Below are 17,439 nucleotides of genomic sequence, written 5' to 3' on the forward strand. Positions count from 1 at the left end.
AATAATACACTTACAAAGATAGGAGCCCAACACTCTTTCTTGTCAATATACGACAGTGTATTCCCGTTTTTTTATTATAATGATTATTCATTTTTTAAATACAATGCGTTGGCTTTTTAAGTTAACGCATTTTTTTTATAAGATAAGAAATATGAACTAAAAACTATACGGAAATTATGCAGAAATCTATCAAAAAAGTCTTAGTGTTAGGCTCAGGCGCCTTAAAAATAGGGCAAGCAGGTGAATTCGATTATTCAGGCTCTCAAGCATTAAAAGCACTGAAAGAAGAAGGTATAAAAACAATATTAGTAAATCCCAATATTGCAACAATACAAACATCTGAGGGTATCGCAGATAAAGTATATTTCCTACCAGTAACTCCTTACTTCATTGAAGAGATTTTCAAAAAAGAAAAACCAGATGGAATATTATTGGCTTTTGGCGGACAAACTGCATTAAACTGTGGAGCAGAATTGTACAATAAAGGTATATTAAAAAAATATGAAGTTGAGGTCCTTGGAACTTCTGTAGAAGCTATTATGAGTACCGAAGATAGGGATTTATTCGTCAAAAAACTAGACGAAATAGAAGTAAAAACCCCAAAAAGCATAGCAGTAGAAAGCATGGAAGATGCATTCGATGCAGCAGAAAAAATAGGCTTTCCCCTAATTATCCGTTCTGCATATGCATTAGGAGGAATGGGGAGTGGATTCTGCAACAACAAACAAGAACTGAAAGAACTTGCCGAAAATGCGTTTTCTTATTCAAGTCAAATATTAGTAGAAGAATCCCTAAAAGGATGGAAAGAAATAGAATTCGAAGTAATACGAGATAAAAATGATCATTGTTTTACCGTTGCCAGTATGGAAAACTTTGACCCTCTGGGCATTCATACCGGTGAAAGTATCGTTGTTGCACCTACTTGTTCACTCGATGAAAAAGAGCTAACACTATTACAAGAATTATCCAAAAAAACAATTCGTCATTTAGGAATTGTTGGAGAATGTAACATCCAATATGCGTTCAACTCAGAAACAGACGACTATCGAGTTATAGAAGTCAATGCCCGCCTAAGCCGCTCTTCTGCACTAGCATCTAAGGCTACGGGTTATCCCCTTGCTTTTGTTGCCGCAAAACTAGCACTAGGCTATACTCTTGACCAAATTGGAGAAATGAATACCCCCAATTCTGCATATGTAGCTCCAAACTTAGATTATCTAATTTGCAAAATTCCGCGTTGGGATCTAAGTAAGTTTGTCGGAGTATCTCGACAAATCGGTTCCAGCATGAAATCGGTAGGTGAAATTATGTCTATCGGTAAAAGCTTCGAAGAAATTATACAAAAGGGACTTCGTATGATTGGACAAGGTATGCACGGATTCGTTGGCAATAATGACCTTGAATTTGAAGACCTTGATAAAGAATTATCTAATCCTACTGACCTTCGAATCTTTGCTATATCCACTGCTTTTGATAAAGGTTACAGTATTGACAAAATACATGATTTGACTAAAATAGACAAATGGTTCTTAACTAAACTAAAAAACATACACGATTATAAAATAAAATTACAGTCTTACAAAAAAATCGAAGAAATTCCAGCAGACATATTACTGGAAGCTAAACGTATGGGATTCTCTGATTTTCAAATTGCACGTATTACTGAAAATCCATCTGGAAATATGGAAGCAGAAAATCTTCGTGTACGAAATTACCGTAAAAAAGCTGGAATTTTACCCTCCGTAAAACGGATAAATACAGTGGCATCTGAACATCCAGAACTAACTAATTACCTATATCTGACATACGATGGTAGTGATCATGATATTCCGTATTATAAAAATGATAAATCAGTAGTCATCTTAGGTTCAGGTGCATATCGTATTGGTAGTTCAGTAGAATTCGACTGGTGCTCTGTAAATGCAGCCCAAACTGCTCGAAAATTAGGATACAAGTCAATCATGATTAACTATAATCCAGAAACCGTATCAACAGATTATGATATGTGTGACCGTTTATATTTCGACGAACTTTCTTATGAAAGAGTTCTTGATGTAATTGATTTGGAATCTCCTAAAGGAGTCATCGTATCGGTTGGCGGACAAATACCTAATAATCTGGCTATGAAATTACATCGTCAGAATGTTCCCATTTTAGGTACCTCACCAGTATCAATCGACCGAGCTGAAAACCGTCACAAATTTTCCAGTATGCTTGACCAATTGGGCATAGACCAACCTGCTTGGCAAGAGCTTACCAGTAAAGAAGAAATTGATGCCTTCATTGAACGTGTAGGATTTCCAGTATTAGTACGCCCATCATATGTTCTTTCCGGTGCAGCAATGAATGTTTGTTATGACCGAGAAGGTTTAGAAAATTTTCTACAACTTGCAGCCCACGTTTCTAAAGAATATCCAGTAGTCGTATCCCAATTCCTCCAAAATGCGAAAGAAATCGAATTTGATGCCGTTGCTCAAAACGGAGAAGTTGTAGAATATGCCATATCAGAACATGTGGAATTTGCAGGTGTTCACTCAGGAGATGCAACTCTAGTATTCCCTGCTCAAAAAATATATTTTGAAACAGCCCGTCGCATCAAAAAAATAAGTAGACAAATTGCAAAAGAACTCAATATTAGCGGACCATTCAATATACAATTTCTAGCTAAAAACAACGATGTAAAAGTAATTGAATGTAATTTACGAGCATCCCGCAGTTTCCCATTTGTTTCTAAAGTTCTAAAACGTAATTTTATAGAAACTGCTACTCGTATCATGCTCGATGCACCCTACGAAAAACCAGATAAAACCGCATTCGACGTCGACTGTATAGGAGTAAAAGCCTCTCAATTCTCTTTTGCCCGTTTACAAAATGCTGATCCGGTATTAGGAGTGGATATGGCTTCCACCGGAGAAGTAGGATGTATTGGTGACGACTTCAATGAAGCCTTACTAACCTCCATGATTGCTGTAGGATATCCCATTCCTCAAAAAAGTGTAATGGTATCTTCTGGTTCTGCAAAATCAAAAGTGGACTTATTAGAGGCATGCCGCACCCTATCTTCCAAAGGATATGAAATCTATGCCACTGCCGGTACTCAAAAGTTTTTGGCAGAGAATAACATAGATAATATAAAAGTCGTTTCTTGGCCAGATGAAAGTGGAAAAGAAAATGTAATGGATATGATTGCCAACCATCGTTTTGATTTAGTAATCAATATCCCCAAAAACCATACCAAACGAGAATTAACCAACGGTTACAAAATACGTCGAGCTTCTATCGACCACAATATCCCGCTGATTACTAATGCCCGTCTTGCAAGTGCATTTATTGAAGCATTCTGTAACCTGAGAATGGAAAATATACAGATTAAGAGCTGGCAAGAATATAAATAAATCTCTCTATTCCATATAAAAAACTATCTCAATTCTACTTTGAGATAGTTTTTTTATTACTTCTTTCCTGCTTTTTCTTAAATACAAAAATAAAAACCTAAACATATCTTTACCTATTAATAATAATTCCCTACATCAAACTTATAATAGTTTAGTCTTATTTAGTAAAAAATTGTTCTATTCAAGTTGCATTTAACATTTCAAATAGGTACTTTTAAAACCATAAATATTTAATCTGATATCACTGTATGGAAAACTATTTATTTTGGTTAGTTCCAACCGCTTCCCTTGTGGCACTTGCCTTGGCTTGGTATTTCTACAAACAAATGATGCACGAAAGTGAAGGTACAGAAGCTATGCAAAAAATTGCTTTGCACGTTCGAAAAGGAGCTATGTCTTACCTAAAGCAACAATACAAAGTTGTAGGTCTTGTTTTCTTAGGACTTGTTATTTTTTTCTCTATCATGGCTTATGGATTTCAAGTACAAAATTCTTGGGTCCCTATAGCTTTTCTCACCGGAGGTTTCTTTTCCGGATTATCAGGTTTCCTTGGTATGAAAACAGCCACTTATGCTTCAGCTCGGACTGCAAATGCAGCCCGAACTTCACTCAATAAAGGGTTGCGTATAGCATTCAGAAGCGGAGCCGTAATGGGTCTAGTTGTTGTCGGGCTCGGTCTTCTTGACATTTCATTTTGGTACCTACTGCTTGATTATTGTATTCCGACCGATATATTAAATCCTTCGGCAAAACTATGTGTAATTACAACAACAATGTTAACTTTTGGTATGGGAGCCTCTACTCAAGCCCTATTTGCTCGTGTCGGTGGAGGAATTTATACTAAAGCTGCGGATGTCGGGGCCGACCTTGTAGGTAAAGTCGAAGCCGGGATACCTGAAGACGATCCTCGTAATCCTGCTACTATCGCCGATAACGTAGGTGACAATGTAGGTGATGTTGCCGGAATGGGAGCCGACTTATATGAATCATATTGTGGCTCAATACTCGCAACATCGGCTCTTGGTGCTGCTGCATTCATTACTACCAGCGATATAAATATGCAATTCAAAGCTGTAATCGCACCTATGCTAATAGCTGCAGTCGGAATTCTACTTTCTATTCTGGGTATCTTTTCTGTTCGCACCAAAGAAGATGCCAGTATGAAAGATCTGCTCAAATCACTATCATTTGGAACTAATTTGAGCTCAATCTTGATTGTTATATTCACTTTCCTTATTCTCTGGGCCCTACAATTAAATAATTGGTTCAACATATCATGTGCTGTTGTTATAGGTTTACTCGTCGGTATTGTAATTGGACGCTCTACTGAATATTATACGTCTCAATCTTATAAACCCACTCAAAAGCTAGCAGAAAGCGGACAAACCGGTCCCGCTACCGTTATTATTTCAGGTATAGGTTTAGGTATGATTTCTACAACTATTCCTGTATTATCAGTTGTCGTAGGTATTATTCTTTCCTACTGGTTTGCTTCTGGTTTTGATTTTGCCAACATCTCCATGGGATTATATGGTATAGGAATTGCAGCCGTAGGTATGCTATCGACTTTAGGTATAACTTTAGCTACTGATGCTTATGGACCTATAGCTGATAATGCTGGTGGCAACGCAGAGATGAGTGGATTAGGAGAAGAAGTACGTAAACGAACCGATGCTCTTGATTCTCTGGGCAATACAACTGCAGCTACAGGAAAAGGCTTCGCTATCGGTTCTGCAGCACTTACGGGGTTAGCATTGCTAGCTTCTTATATTGAAGAAATACGCATAGGACTAAGTAGAATCGGAGAAACGGTATTAACCTTTGCCGATGGTTCCACAATTGAAATTCATCAAGCTGGATTCACCGACTTCATGTACTATTATGACGTTACACTCATGAATCCAAAAGTACTTTCTGGAATATTTATAGGCTCAATGATGGCCTTCCTATTTTGTGGATTGACTATGAATGCTGTAGGAAGAGCTGCATCACATATGGTAGAAGAAGTACGTCGACAGTTTCGAGAAATAAAAGGTATCCTTTCTGGAACAGCAGAACCCGACTATGAAAGATGTGTTGCCATTTCGACCAAAGGTGCTCAACATGAAATGGTATTTCCATCACTTCTGGCTATAATAGCCCCCATTGTCACGGGGCTTATATTCGGAGTTCCAGGTGTAATAGGCCTCTTGATTGGAGGCTTAGCTTCCGGTTTTGTACTAGCTATTTTTATGGCAAATGCAGGCGGTGCATGGGACAATGCAAAAAAGTATGTGGAAGAAGGTAAATTTGGAGGAAAAGGTGGAGAAGTGCATCGGGCTACAGTCGTCGGTGATACAGTAGGAGACCCATTCAAGGATACTTCCGGTCCTAGCCTAAATATTCTTATCAAACTAATGAGCATGGTAGCTATTGTTATGGCTGGACTTACTGTTGCATGGAGCCTATTTTGAGATATCCCTATCACTATAAAATAAAACTTTCAAAAAGAATCAGCCATAGGATAATTATAATTATCCTATGGCTGATTCTTCAATACAATAAGCCCACAATACAGATTCCAATTTATTTACATCTTTTCATTCAATAAAAAAAAATATATGATGCATATTTATTACCTTTGCCATGAGTAAAACAGATAGGATAAAATGCATATATAACCTACTGATATATAATATCTTATTAAAATAGACAAAGTAGTAAATACTAAATGATCGAAAGAGTAATCATTTTAGAAAACATCGACCCTGTTGTATTTTACGGTGTGAATAATTGTAACATGCAACTTATCAAGACACTTTTTCCAAAACTTAGACTAATGGCACGTGGCCATGTATTAAAAGTTATCGGAGACGAAAACGAAACAGCCATATTTGAACAGAAGATAAAAGAGCTTGAAAAATACTGTACTGAATATAACTTATTAAATGAAGAAATCATAACCGATATCATTAAAGGTAATGCCCCAATAGAAATAAAGCAAGACCATCTTATTATACACGGTGTAAATGGAAAACCGATCGTTGCTCGTACTGAAAATCAACAAAAACTGGTAAAAGCTTTCGAATCCAATGATTTAGTATTCGCTTTAGGTCCAGCCGGTTCAGGAAAAACCTATGTTGCTATAGCATTAGCTGTACGAGCATTAAAAAATAAGGAAGTAAAAAAGATTATTTTAAGCCGTCCTGCCGTAGAAGCCGGAGAAAAATTAGGATTTCTGCCTGGAGACATGAAAGACAAAATAGATCCTTATTTGCAACCCCTTTATGACGCGTTACAAGATATGATACCTACGGTAAAGCTTAAAGAATATATGGATAATAATGTTATACAAATAGCCCCCTTAGCATTTATGCGTGGACGTACCCTTAGTGATGCAATAATTATTCTGGACGAAGCTCAAAATACCACACCTCACCAGATAAAAATGTTTCTAACCAGATTAGGGCTGAATGCTAAAATGGTAATAACAGGAGATATGACCCAAATCGACCTGCCAGTTTCACAATCATCAGGACTCATCCAAGCGTTACAAATTCTAAAAGGGGTACCTGGTATAGGACGAATAGAATTTAATAAAAAAGACATTGTCCGCCATAAATTAGTACAGAGAATTGTAGAGGCTTATGAAAAATACGATGAAAAGAAAAAGGCTCTCAAGTCAGCAGAGATAAGTGGAAAAAACAATAATATAACAAACTAATTTATAATATAAGTATTACAGAAATGAAAAATGCTTTAGTAAAAACTGACTTCAATTTCCCTGGTCAAAAAGGAGTCTACCATGGAAAGGTACGTGATGTATATAACATCAACGATGAATTGCTCGTGATGGTAGCCAGTGACCGAATTTCTGCTTTTGATGTAATTCTTCCCAAAGGAATTCCCTATAAAGGTCAGGTATTAAACCAAATTGCAGCTAAATTTTTGGACGCTACAGCCGATATTGTACCAAATTGGAAGATTGCCACTCCTGACCCTATGGTAACAATTGGTGTTCGTTGCGAACCTTTCAAAGTAGAAATGGTCATTCGTGGATATCTTACTGGTAGTGCTTGGCGTGCTTATAAATCAGGAGAAAGAAACCTATGTGGCATACAATTGCCTGAAGGTATGAAAGAAAATCAAAAATTTCCAACTCCTATTATTACACCTACGACTAAGGCAGACGAAGGCCATGATGAGAATATCTCCAAAGAAGAGATTATTGCCCAAGGATTGGTATCAAAAAGCGATTACGAACAATTAGAAAAATATACACAAGCCCTTTTCCTGAGAGGGACAGAAATAGCGGCAGAAAAAGGATTGATATTAGTTGACACTAAGTATGAATTCGGTAAGAAAGATGGTAAAATCATTTTAATTGATGAAATTCACACACCAGATTCTTCCCGCTATTTCTACGCTGAAGGTTATGAAGAAAGATTTGTCAAAGGTGAGGAACAACGGCAATTATCCAAAGAATTTGTACGTCAATGGCTTATCCAAAATGGATTCCAAGGAAAAACAGGACAAAAGATTCCAGAAATGACTGAAGAATATTGTAATAGTGTGGCAGAACGATATATAGAATTGTATGAACATATTGTCGGCGAAAAATTCATAAAAGCTGACACAGACAATTTAGCTGCTCGTATTGAAAAAAACGTAATTGAATTTCTAAACAACCGGAAATAAACTTTAAAACAAGCATATGGTTCAAAAAAGTTTTTTGAACCATATGCTTACTAAATCTCCTCTTTTATCATTAAACAATGACTAAATACAAAGCAGAATCTATACTTCCATATAACAAAGAAGATAAAAAGAGTACACAAGTACGAAAAATGTTCGATTCTATTGCTCCGGCTTATGACCTACTCAATAGAACAATGACTTGGGGCATAGATAAGAGATGGCGCAAGACTGCTGTAAATATGTTACGGCATTATGCTCCTCAACAAATATTAGATATTGCTACCGGTACAGGAGATCTGGTATTCCTTATGAATCAGGTATTGAATCCTAAAAAAATAACAGGTGCTGATTTGTCGGAAGGTATGCTACAAATAGCCCGAAAAAAAGCTACTAATCTCAAGTCTTGGGAGAATATCATTTTTGAAAATCAAGATTGCCTACATCTTACCTACAAAAATGAACAATTCGATGCTATAACTGTAGCATATGGCGTACGAAACTTCGAAGATCTCGATAAAGGATTCAGTGAAATGTATCGTGTTTTACGACCCGGAGGCGTATTATTAGTTATCGAACTATCTACTCCTGAAAAATTTCCTTTTCGACAATTTTATCATTTATATTCTGGTTACATTATTCCTATATTAGGAAGATTTTTATCTAAAGATAAAAAGGCTTATACTTACTTGCCCCAATCTATAAAAGGTGTTCCTCAAGGAAATAATATGCTAAAAGTATTTCATGACGCAGGATTCAAAAATACCAAATACAAAAAATTAACTTTCGGTGTATGTTCTATCTATATCGGTGAGAAATAGATATTCAAAATGAAAAAAATATGTATTGATTTCGTTTTCCAATGAAAAACAAAGGAGCTCCTTCATTTTTTATATCGGAACCCCTCTGCCCAAAAGATGATTAATTCGATTTCGCTATTTTAGTAACTTCAAATTCTCCATTATCAAAAATAAGTCGGACAAAATATACTCCAGAAGTCAAATCTCCAATATAAAAACTACCATCTTTAGCCACATCCAAAATCCTCTTCACTGGAACACCTGCAGCATTCAGCAATTCAATCTTATGTACATTTTTATTCATTATTTTAAGCTGTTGTGATTGAATTGAATAATATACACTTGCAAAAGAATCTGTAATTTTATTTATAGAAGAAACTGAATAATTAAAAATACATTCTTCAGACTCCCCTGTTTCTCCAAAATCTCCTAAAGCCTTAACTGTATACTTATTCTCACCCTCAACAGGCATATTATCCGTAAATATACATTCTGTTGAAGTTCCGATCTTGATCCCATTGCGGAAAATTTCATATCCAGTTATTACATATGAATCAGCTTCCGGATATACCTCCACACCATCAATAATCCACCAATACGCCAATCCTCCATTATTATCATCATATGCTCTAAAAGCAACTTTCATATTATCTGAAATATATGGTATTAAGTCAACAGTTATTTTCTCATACTTATTTACTACCGTACCTTGAGTCTTAAGATCATAAACAGTTTTCCAACTCTCTCCTCCATCAGAACTCACCAACACATAATAAAAATTATGAGAATTATTCTTCTGCGGAGCCAATGATTTAGAATAAAATACCAACTTTGCACCTTTTGCAAAAACAGGAGAAATAAACCATTCATCTTGATGCATATCAGACATATCGCTATTCAAACGCATGGCAAAACTCCCATTATAAACTTCAGTATACTTATCCGATTCTGTTCTTACCCATCCTGCCGGATTTTGAGAATCTTTCTTTATTTCCCAGTACGCCATTGATGACTCCAATTCAAAATCTTCATATAATACAGTCACACCAGAAACCGGAGCCTTCCAAACTAATTCTACAGATGCTCCATTTAGAGTTGCCTTTACTTCAGAAGGTGGCTGTATCATTCCCGAATTTTGAATCACAGAAAGTATAGCATATACATCAGGAGCAGACACTCCTTCTATTTTTAATTCCGCTGACCGAGGAACCATTGTACTATTCTCACTTTTCGTTACAATCGTAATCACAGATTTTCCAGCTTTACCCTGTTTGGGAAAAACATCAAGCCAATCAGGTATCGTAAGAATTTGCCAAGCAATATCAGCTTCCAAAGTTACTTGCGTCGTTTTATCTGCATTCCCTGGCAAAGAGACCTTTGATTGAGGCAAATAAATACGCGATGCAAGAGGAAACAACTCAAACTCTATTGTCTCTCCGCAAGAAGATACATTACCTATTGCAAAACGGGCCTCCTCTCCATTAGTATAGAACGGTTTATATTCGGCATCACCACCAAAAGCCGTACGCCCACTTTCTCGGCTAAAAAATGCTTCTTCTATTTTACCATCTGTAACTGTCGTTCCCCCCGGTCTGAAAAGATAGAGTTCATCGTACTTGCTACTACCATCATAAGCATTATTCCCAGTATAATACGGATTTACTCTATAAATTAACAATCCTGATCCCGGCAAATTTTTATCAAATGTACCATTAGTCTTACTTCGATATTCTAAAATAAAATATTCATCCGAACCAGTAGGCTGTATTTTATATGCTACATTTTCATTCGATGTTCCACCGACTGGATTAAGTACATATTTTCCCGGAACAGAAATTTGAGGTATTTCGTCAATCCACTTACAATATTTATATTTTGTATATGCACTCATATGTTGTGGAACCTCCATATTATCAGACATTAAGTCCCAAACTCCCACAGGATTTAAATCTGTACGAACATTCTCATGATACAAATCATAAGTTCCCAATGTATGAGACATTTCATGGCATAAAACACCCGTATTTATCTTCAAAGGGGTCACCGTAGAACCAAAACCATTCGCATCGTCAAAAAGCATTATGTACTCATTTACCTTTTTCCCTTGAATTATTCCATCCTTAGTATAAAGAGTTGAGCGATGAGGCCACAACAAATGAGTATTACCTATTTCTGAACGACCACTCACAATAATACATAAATTATCGACTATCCCATTATCATCCGCATCAATTATCTCATTAGGCGGAACGATATCTGCTAATGCATCAGAAAGTTCTTTTACAAGATTTTGCTCTCTCGTAAGCTTATTTACACCTAACACATCATCGACATAGCCTTCCGGATTAATACTGGAATATTTTCTATAATACGCTCTATTATTTTTCGCTTGATAAGAGATTATACGCCCACTATCTGATGCCTTCGGATAAAAAACGCTAGACCAAAAAAGTTGATTGTATGATGCTTCTTTAAAATAATTATATACAGAATTAGCACCAACTTCTGAACTATTAAACATTTTCTCATAATAAGAAAATGTATTCTCAAATACTTCTTCATCCTCATCTGCAAAACGTAAAAATACTACCAAATTGCTAAAATCACCTTTATTCTTATCTACAGCTTTCATGGTTAGAAAACTATCTAAAAACAAGAATAAAATGAATAATAAAAGATTTTTCATATCTATTTTTTGAGCGTGAAATCCCTATAAATACAAATCTGGCACAGTTTTATATTGTTTTATAAAAACTGTGCCAGATTTATATTTTATCGTACGACAATTTTCAATACACTTTGAGCTTTTTCATTATGAGCTTTTACAATATACATCCCTTGAGCCAATCCCTGAGTCGAAAGTCCGGATGCTGTTGCTGCGCATATAAGTGCTCCTTTCGAATCATAAACATTTATTTCTGCTTTCTCTTCCAGTCGTATAGTTGTACCATCAAATAAAATTTCCAAATGTTTATCCTCTGTCGAAGTTTCCATTCCCGACAACTTAGAAGAAAGCAATTTTATACCATGAATAAATAACGGACTTGTACCCTGATTTTTAATATAAACGGCAACATCACTTTCTGAACCAATAGTGGCACCCGTATTGGCATTGGAAAGCTCCTGAATATTGTTCCATGTATATTGACCTGCCTTACTTAACTGAGTCCAAGATGTAGGCGTATACCCCCTAACCAAAGCGAAATCGCCCAATATATCAGACCATTCTCCTCGATATACACCTGGAGCTATTCTTCCTTCCGAAGACAAAAATAAACTAAACTCAGCACAGTTCGATATTTTCATATAAATTCCTCCACCATCAGAAGAACCAGAACTTTGTCCTTTCACTAACTTTATAGCACCCTTCTTAGCTTCAGGGCCTCCTTCATTACCATCCGTACCTGCTCCTATAAAATCTGCAGAAGCCTCATCATCCTCAAACGGCTCATACTCGGCTGCAATCATTTCTATTAATTTGCCAGAGCCTTCCAATCCGACATACTTATCAATTTTTGCTTGACTATCAAACCAGAGCCATCCCTGTTCATCAACGTCAGCCACATCAAATACATTATACTGTGCATGCACAGTCATCAATAATCCTAAACACGTCACTGTTAGTAATAATCTTTTCATAATACATCAATTTTTAAATTTATTATTAATCGAATCATTTTACATTTCTTTCCAATCTGGATTTTGTTCAATTCCATGATATCTAATCTCATCCCAAGGTATTGGTTGAAAATATTGTATAGCCCTGAAAAGTCTCATCTTTGTATTTTTTCCATTTACAATTGTTTCTGTATAAGTAGTTGGTTTACCTTCTTCTTTTACAATCTTTATACCTTTCAATGGATTTGTAGTTCCTGTCATCTTCTCTTCAGCGTTTCCCCAACGCAAAAAATCCCAATACGTTGACTTTTCAAAAGCTAATTCCACTCTACGTTCATTGACAATATCATCCCAAGTAACAGTATTATATTCTGGCATATGCACCCGACGTCGTATCTGATTCAATTTTTCCTTTGCATCGCCAACCCGTCCCTGTTTAAAATCAATTTCAGCATAATCCAACAAGACTTCAGCATAACGCCAAATAATACAATTCTGGCTACTTGCATACACTTCGTCATTATCTATCTTCTGAGATTCTCTTACAAACTTTCCCAAATAATAACCAGTCTTTGTAAATGTAGCTGTGGTTGACGAGCCATACTTAACCAAATCTTCCCCTGGAATCTCTGTACCATCAACTTTAGTATAGTGAATATCCATCGTATGACTTTTAAAACTACAACCATCATATAATATATTTGCATAAAAGCGATAATCTCGATTTTCATATGGATTTGCAGGGTCATAATCCGTACCTGCTTCTGTAATTGTTTTCCCCGTAATCGTACGATATTCATTTACATGATTCTGAGTAGGAACATAAGCTGCATAAGTTCCGCCAAAAGATGGAGCTGCAGCATCTCTATCTAACTTATGCCCAAATCCTGTATCAAAATTACCATCATCCGAATGCTGAATTTCCCAAATAGACTCAGTAGTGTTCTTTGTCAAAAAAATATTCCTATATTGGGATACGATTTCATCTTTTGTCGTTGCATTAATCTGTACAAGTCCATAATTCAATTTCATCAATTCATCATAGGCTTTTGCAGCCTCGGTCATCATCGCATCAGATCGGTCATCAGGAAAGCCTAAATATTCTTTGGTTTGATTTTGAAATTTACTTCCAGATGCCCAAAAATATGTCTTTGCAATTAACATCAAAGCAACCCCTTTATTTGCTCTTCCAACATCACTATTTTCTGCTGGTTGTAATAATCCAGCAGCAATTCGAGCTTCTGACACAATATAATTTACCGTCTCTTCATAAGACGCCCGAGGAAATTTCTTATTGTCACGTAACGGATCATACGTATTTTTAATCAATAATGGACCACCATAATTACGAAGAAGCATATAATAATAATAAGCCCTAAAAAAATGGGCTTCCCCCAACACTCTTGTTTTATGTTCTCCATTCGCAATTTCTTTCTCATTCTCTAACAATAAGTTTATAGACTGTATTTGAGTATAATAAGTAGACCATCGAGTTCTTGCACGTCTTGTAATTCCTTCCATATTGCTTTTCAAAATATCTCCATAATCGGCACTATACCAGTCTGAACGACTTACAGTTATTTGATCTCCATACCAAGGTTCATACTCTCGACCAATACCTTTCATAATTGTCGTTACATACGTGGAAAAGCCATTGTCCATATTCCTATACCAAGGAAGTACATATTCATCAAGTAATAATTCATTTTTCCAAATAGACTCCTGAGAAAGCTTATTGTTTGGCTCTTCTCTGAAACATGAATTTTGTGTCAATAAAATAACAAAAGCCAATACTAGTATTATATAAGATTTCATCTTTACAATCATATTTTTAGTTTTCCAAAACAACCAACCATCCTTTAAAATCCAAAATTAAGTGTTACCCCATAAGACCTCTGAATAGGATATCCTCGTAAAGATTCCGGATCCATATTATCAAGAGAAGACAATGTAAATAAATTACTTCCCTGCAAAGCGATACTCAATGATGATATTTTCCATTTCCGAAGCAGGGATGCAGGTAATCCATATCCCACTGACAAACTTTTAAGCCTGACAAAATTGCAATCTTTAATCCAGAATGTAGACTCCTTCCTGTTATTATCGGTCTTAGAAGCAAATTTTACTCTCGGATAATTGGCACCAGGATTACTTTCTGTCCAACTATCATTCAAATGATACTCTTGAAACCTAGGTAAACTTCCACTTTCAAGAGTATAAAGTTCATTGACTTTTTGCTGGTATCCTGATACTCCTTGAAACATCGCATTCATGAAAAAGCCCTTATACTGTAGTCCCAACTTTATACTAAAAGCCATATCTGGATAAGACGAATTCTTAACATATATCTGATCATTTTCAGTTATAGAGCCATCACCATCCTGATCTTTATATCGGATATCTCCTGGAGCGATAGACGCATTTCCATTTCCATCATGATCTGGGGCAGACATAATTTCTTCATATGATTGAAACAGTCCTTCAGCTTCATATACTTTCCACACCATATAATTTCCACCTTTACGACGAAGAGACGGAGTAACAGTAGATTCATCTCCATAATCCAGAACTCTATCATTTACTTTAGAAAGAGTTAGAGCAACATCATACCGGACTTTACGAATAGTATTTTTATGAGTCAGCGTAAGATCCCAGCCCCAAGTTTTCACTTTACCAAAATTCATCTCCGGAACAACCCCATTTGTCCCAGTCGAAGGAGGATACAAATAAGTAGGGGCTGAAGTAATCATATTTGTCCTGTATCTCCAATAGTGTTCAAACGTCACTCCAATGCGATTTCCCCATAAACCAAGGTCAGCAGCAATATTATAATCCTTACTTTTTTCCCATTTTAAATCAGGATTTGGATAAGTATTCGTATCCATTATAATTCCCGGTTTATATGAAGAATTTATATTATATCCTTGTGATACAACATAAATATAATTATTAAGATATGCATAATCCGAGATGCCTCCATCACGACCTAAGATACCAGTTGATGCCCTGAATTTTACATTTGATATGGCAGGTTGGTCCCACTGTTTGAAAAAACGTTCATTCGACAATATCCAAGAAGCCGAAACCGTAGGGAAAAAACCCCACCGATTATTTGGATGAAATTTGGTAGACCCATCAATACGGAAACTACCTTCAATAAAATATCGATTATCATACCCATAAGTAGCCCGTCCTATAAAAGAGGCTCTCTGATAATAATACTCATTACCACTCAAACTACTATCTGTAACAGTCCCCATCGTTTCAGGATATTCCCCAGGCATATCATTATTTGTACCATCCATATATAAGTTTTTATAGTCTTGATAATTAGCGACAAACATACCTGAGACATTATGTTTTTCTACAAATGTTCTATTATAATTAATCCCTGCTTCAAGTAATTTATTATCAACAAATTGATCCCTCTGTTCCAAAGTAATTTTTGCTTTAGGATAAGTCGTAAGCGGATCTTCTGAGAAAGAACCATCTTTCTCATCATAAAGATACAAAGTAGTGGGGTTATTGAATCTTTTTTCTATCGAGTTATTACTGTCAAAAGTAGCTCTCAGATACATCGAAAGCCCTTTAATACGAGAAAACTCATAATTCAAATTTGCCGAAATCGTATTAAAATTAGTCTTATTTTTTATATAACCACCCAACCCCTCAACAGCAAGCAATGGATTACTGCCACTCAAACTAGCAAGAGAACCATCTGTAAATTTCAATGTCTGTAATGGAGAATAACTATACGCAGCATCAATAGTTGTATAACTGGTGTTTTTGTTTTCTGACCGATTTCCATTTACATCTAAAGAAAGGACTAATCCCTTAAGTAAAGTCGCGTCCAATTTTATAGAATAATTATATCTATCTCTACCAACTCCACTATATAAACCTTTTGTATTGGTATATCCTCCAGAAACATAATATTTAATAAATCCAGATCCTCCAGAAACAGATAAACTATGTATTGTCGAATATCCAAACTTATTTAAATAATCTAGCAAATTTTCATCTCCATATACATTAGGATTAGAATGGGTACGAATCATTTCCAGCTGTTCTTCTGTATATTGTGTATAATTTTCACTCATTGAATTTTCAATAGCAGTATTATACAATTTAGCAAAATCATATGCTCCAAGGAATTTTGGAAGCTCCGTAGCCTGCTGTAAATTAAATTGCCCCCGATAATTTACTCGGACTTTCTGATTGGCATTGGCTCCACGCTTTGTCTTTACTAATATAACCCCATTCGCAGCACGAGCACCATAAACTGCTGCTGCTGCTGCATCTTTTAATACAGATATACTTTCTATATCATCCGGATTCAAATCCGATAATCTCATCTCTCCGTCCGATGTATTATTACCAAATCGAGGAACTCCATCAATAACAAGCAAGGGAGCACCAATTACCCCTCGAATACGAATATCCGCTTCCTTAGCAGAACTAGGATCTCCAGTAGACGACATAACCTGTAATCCTGCTACTTGTCCATTAAGAGCCTCATCAAGATTTGCAGTAGGCATCTGCAAAAGATCCTCTCCTCTAATTACTTCAACAGAACTGGTCAACGAAGACTTTTTTTGTGTTCCATATCCAACAATAACAACTTCATCAAGATTTTGGGCATCCTCCGCCAAAACAAAACGGATAGGTGCCTCTCCTTTCTTTACTGTAATTTCCTTTGATTGATATCCTATAAATGAAGCCACTAATTTCACATCTTTACCGGAAACCAACATTGAGAAACTAGCATTAACATCAGTTATTGTCGCAGTTGTAGTATCTTTGATTTTCACTGTTGCACCAATCACTGGCTCTCCAGACGTATCCACCACTGTTCCCTTGATCGTAAATGTCCCCAAGGCATTCTGAGCCAATACATTAAAAGAAATAAAGCCCAGTAAGAATATACATAGTATTCTTGCTATATTATTCAT

At 36.0% G+C, this 17,439-nt stretch carries 9 protein-coding genes; 5 read left to right on the top strand and 4 right to left on the bottom strand.

The genetic code is table 11. The features are described 5' to 3' along the window. Window positions 1–176 precede the first annotated feature (176 nt). The 5 genes from carB (at window position 177) to ubiE (ending at window position 8,890) form a co-directional block, all read left to right on the top strand. On the top strand, window positions 177–3,395 hold the full coding sequence (gene carB / locus Cop2CBH44_RS06260; RefSeq protein WP_021931476.1) for a carbamoyl-phosphate synthase (glutamine-hydrolyzing) large subunit: 3,219 nt from the start codon (window positions 177–179) through the stop codon (window positions 3,393–3,395). 248 nt (window positions 3,396–3,643) lie between these two features. Continuing rightward, complete coding sequence (locus Cop2CBH44_RS06265; protein ID WP_200755726.1) at window positions 3,644–5,848, top strand: sodium-translocating pyrophosphatase; 2,205 nt, start codon at window positions 3,644–3,646, stop codon at window positions 5,846–5,848. Between the two features lie 257 nt (window positions 5,849–6,105). Further along, complete coding sequence (locus tag Cop2CBH44_RS06270; protein ID WP_200755727.1) at window positions 6,106–7,098, top strand: PhoH family protein; 993 nt, start codon at window positions 6,106–6,108, stop codon at window positions 7,096–7,098. Window positions 7,099–7,121: 23 nt separating this feature from the next. After that, window positions 7,122–8,072, top strand: coding sequence for a phosphoribosylaminoimidazolesuccinocarboxamide synthase (locus Cop2CBH44_RS06275; protein ID WP_021931473.1), 951 nt, complete (start codon window positions 7,122–7,124; stop codon window positions 8,070–8,072). A 77-nt stretch (window positions 8,073–8,149) separates the two neighbouring features. Next, window positions 8,150–8,890 (top strand): bifunctional demethylmenaquinone methyltransferase/2-methoxy-6-polyprenyl-1,4-benzoquinol methylase UbiE, encoded by a 741-nt coding sequence (gene ubiE, locus Cop2CBH44_RS06280; protein WP_021931472.1) that lies wholly within the window; start codon window positions 8,150–8,152, stop codon window positions 8,888–8,890. Between the two features lie 100 nt (window positions 8,891–8,990). Here the strand turns inward: ubiE and Cop2CBH44_RS06285 are convergent, their stop codons facing one another. The 4 genes from Cop2CBH44_RS06285 to Cop2CBH44_RS06300 all read right to left on the bottom strand — a co-directional run bounded on the left by Cop2CBH44_RS06285 (window position 8,991) and on the right by Cop2CBH44_RS06300 (window position 17,439). Then, window positions 8,991–11,555, bottom strand: a complete 2,565-nt coding sequence (locus Cop2CBH44_RS06285) for a M6 family metalloprotease domain-containing protein (protein WP_200755728.1) — start codon at window positions 11,553–11,555, stop codon at window positions 8,991–8,993. An 86-nt stretch (window positions 11,556–11,641) separates the two neighbouring features. After that, a complete protein-coding gene (locus Cop2CBH44_RS06290; protein ID WP_021931470.1) occupies window positions 11,642–12,508 on the bottom strand; it encodes a T9SS type A sorting domain-containing protein in 867 nt (288 codons plus the stop codon). Window positions 12,509–12,547: 39 nt separating this feature from the next. Then, window positions 12,548–14,302, bottom strand: coding sequence for a RagB/SusD family nutrient uptake outer membrane protein (locus Cop2CBH44_RS06295; RefSeq protein ID WP_021931469.1), 1,755 nt, complete (start codon window positions 14,300–14,302; stop codon window positions 12,548–12,550). Window positions 14,303–14,346: 44 nt separating this feature from the next. Continuing rightward, the gene (locus Cop2CBH44_RS06300) at window positions 14,347–17,439 is read right to left on the bottom strand and encodes a SusC/RagA family TonB-linked outer membrane protein (RefSeq protein WP_200755730.1); all 3,093 of its coding nucleotides are present in this window, start codon (window positions 17,437–17,439) and stop codon (window positions 14,347–14,349) included.

The sequence above is a fragment of the Coprobacter secundus subsp. similis genome (genome assembly GCF_015097275.1).
GTDB lineage: Bacteria > Bacteroidota > Bacteroidia > Bacteroidales > Coprobacteraceae > Coprobacter > Coprobacter secundus.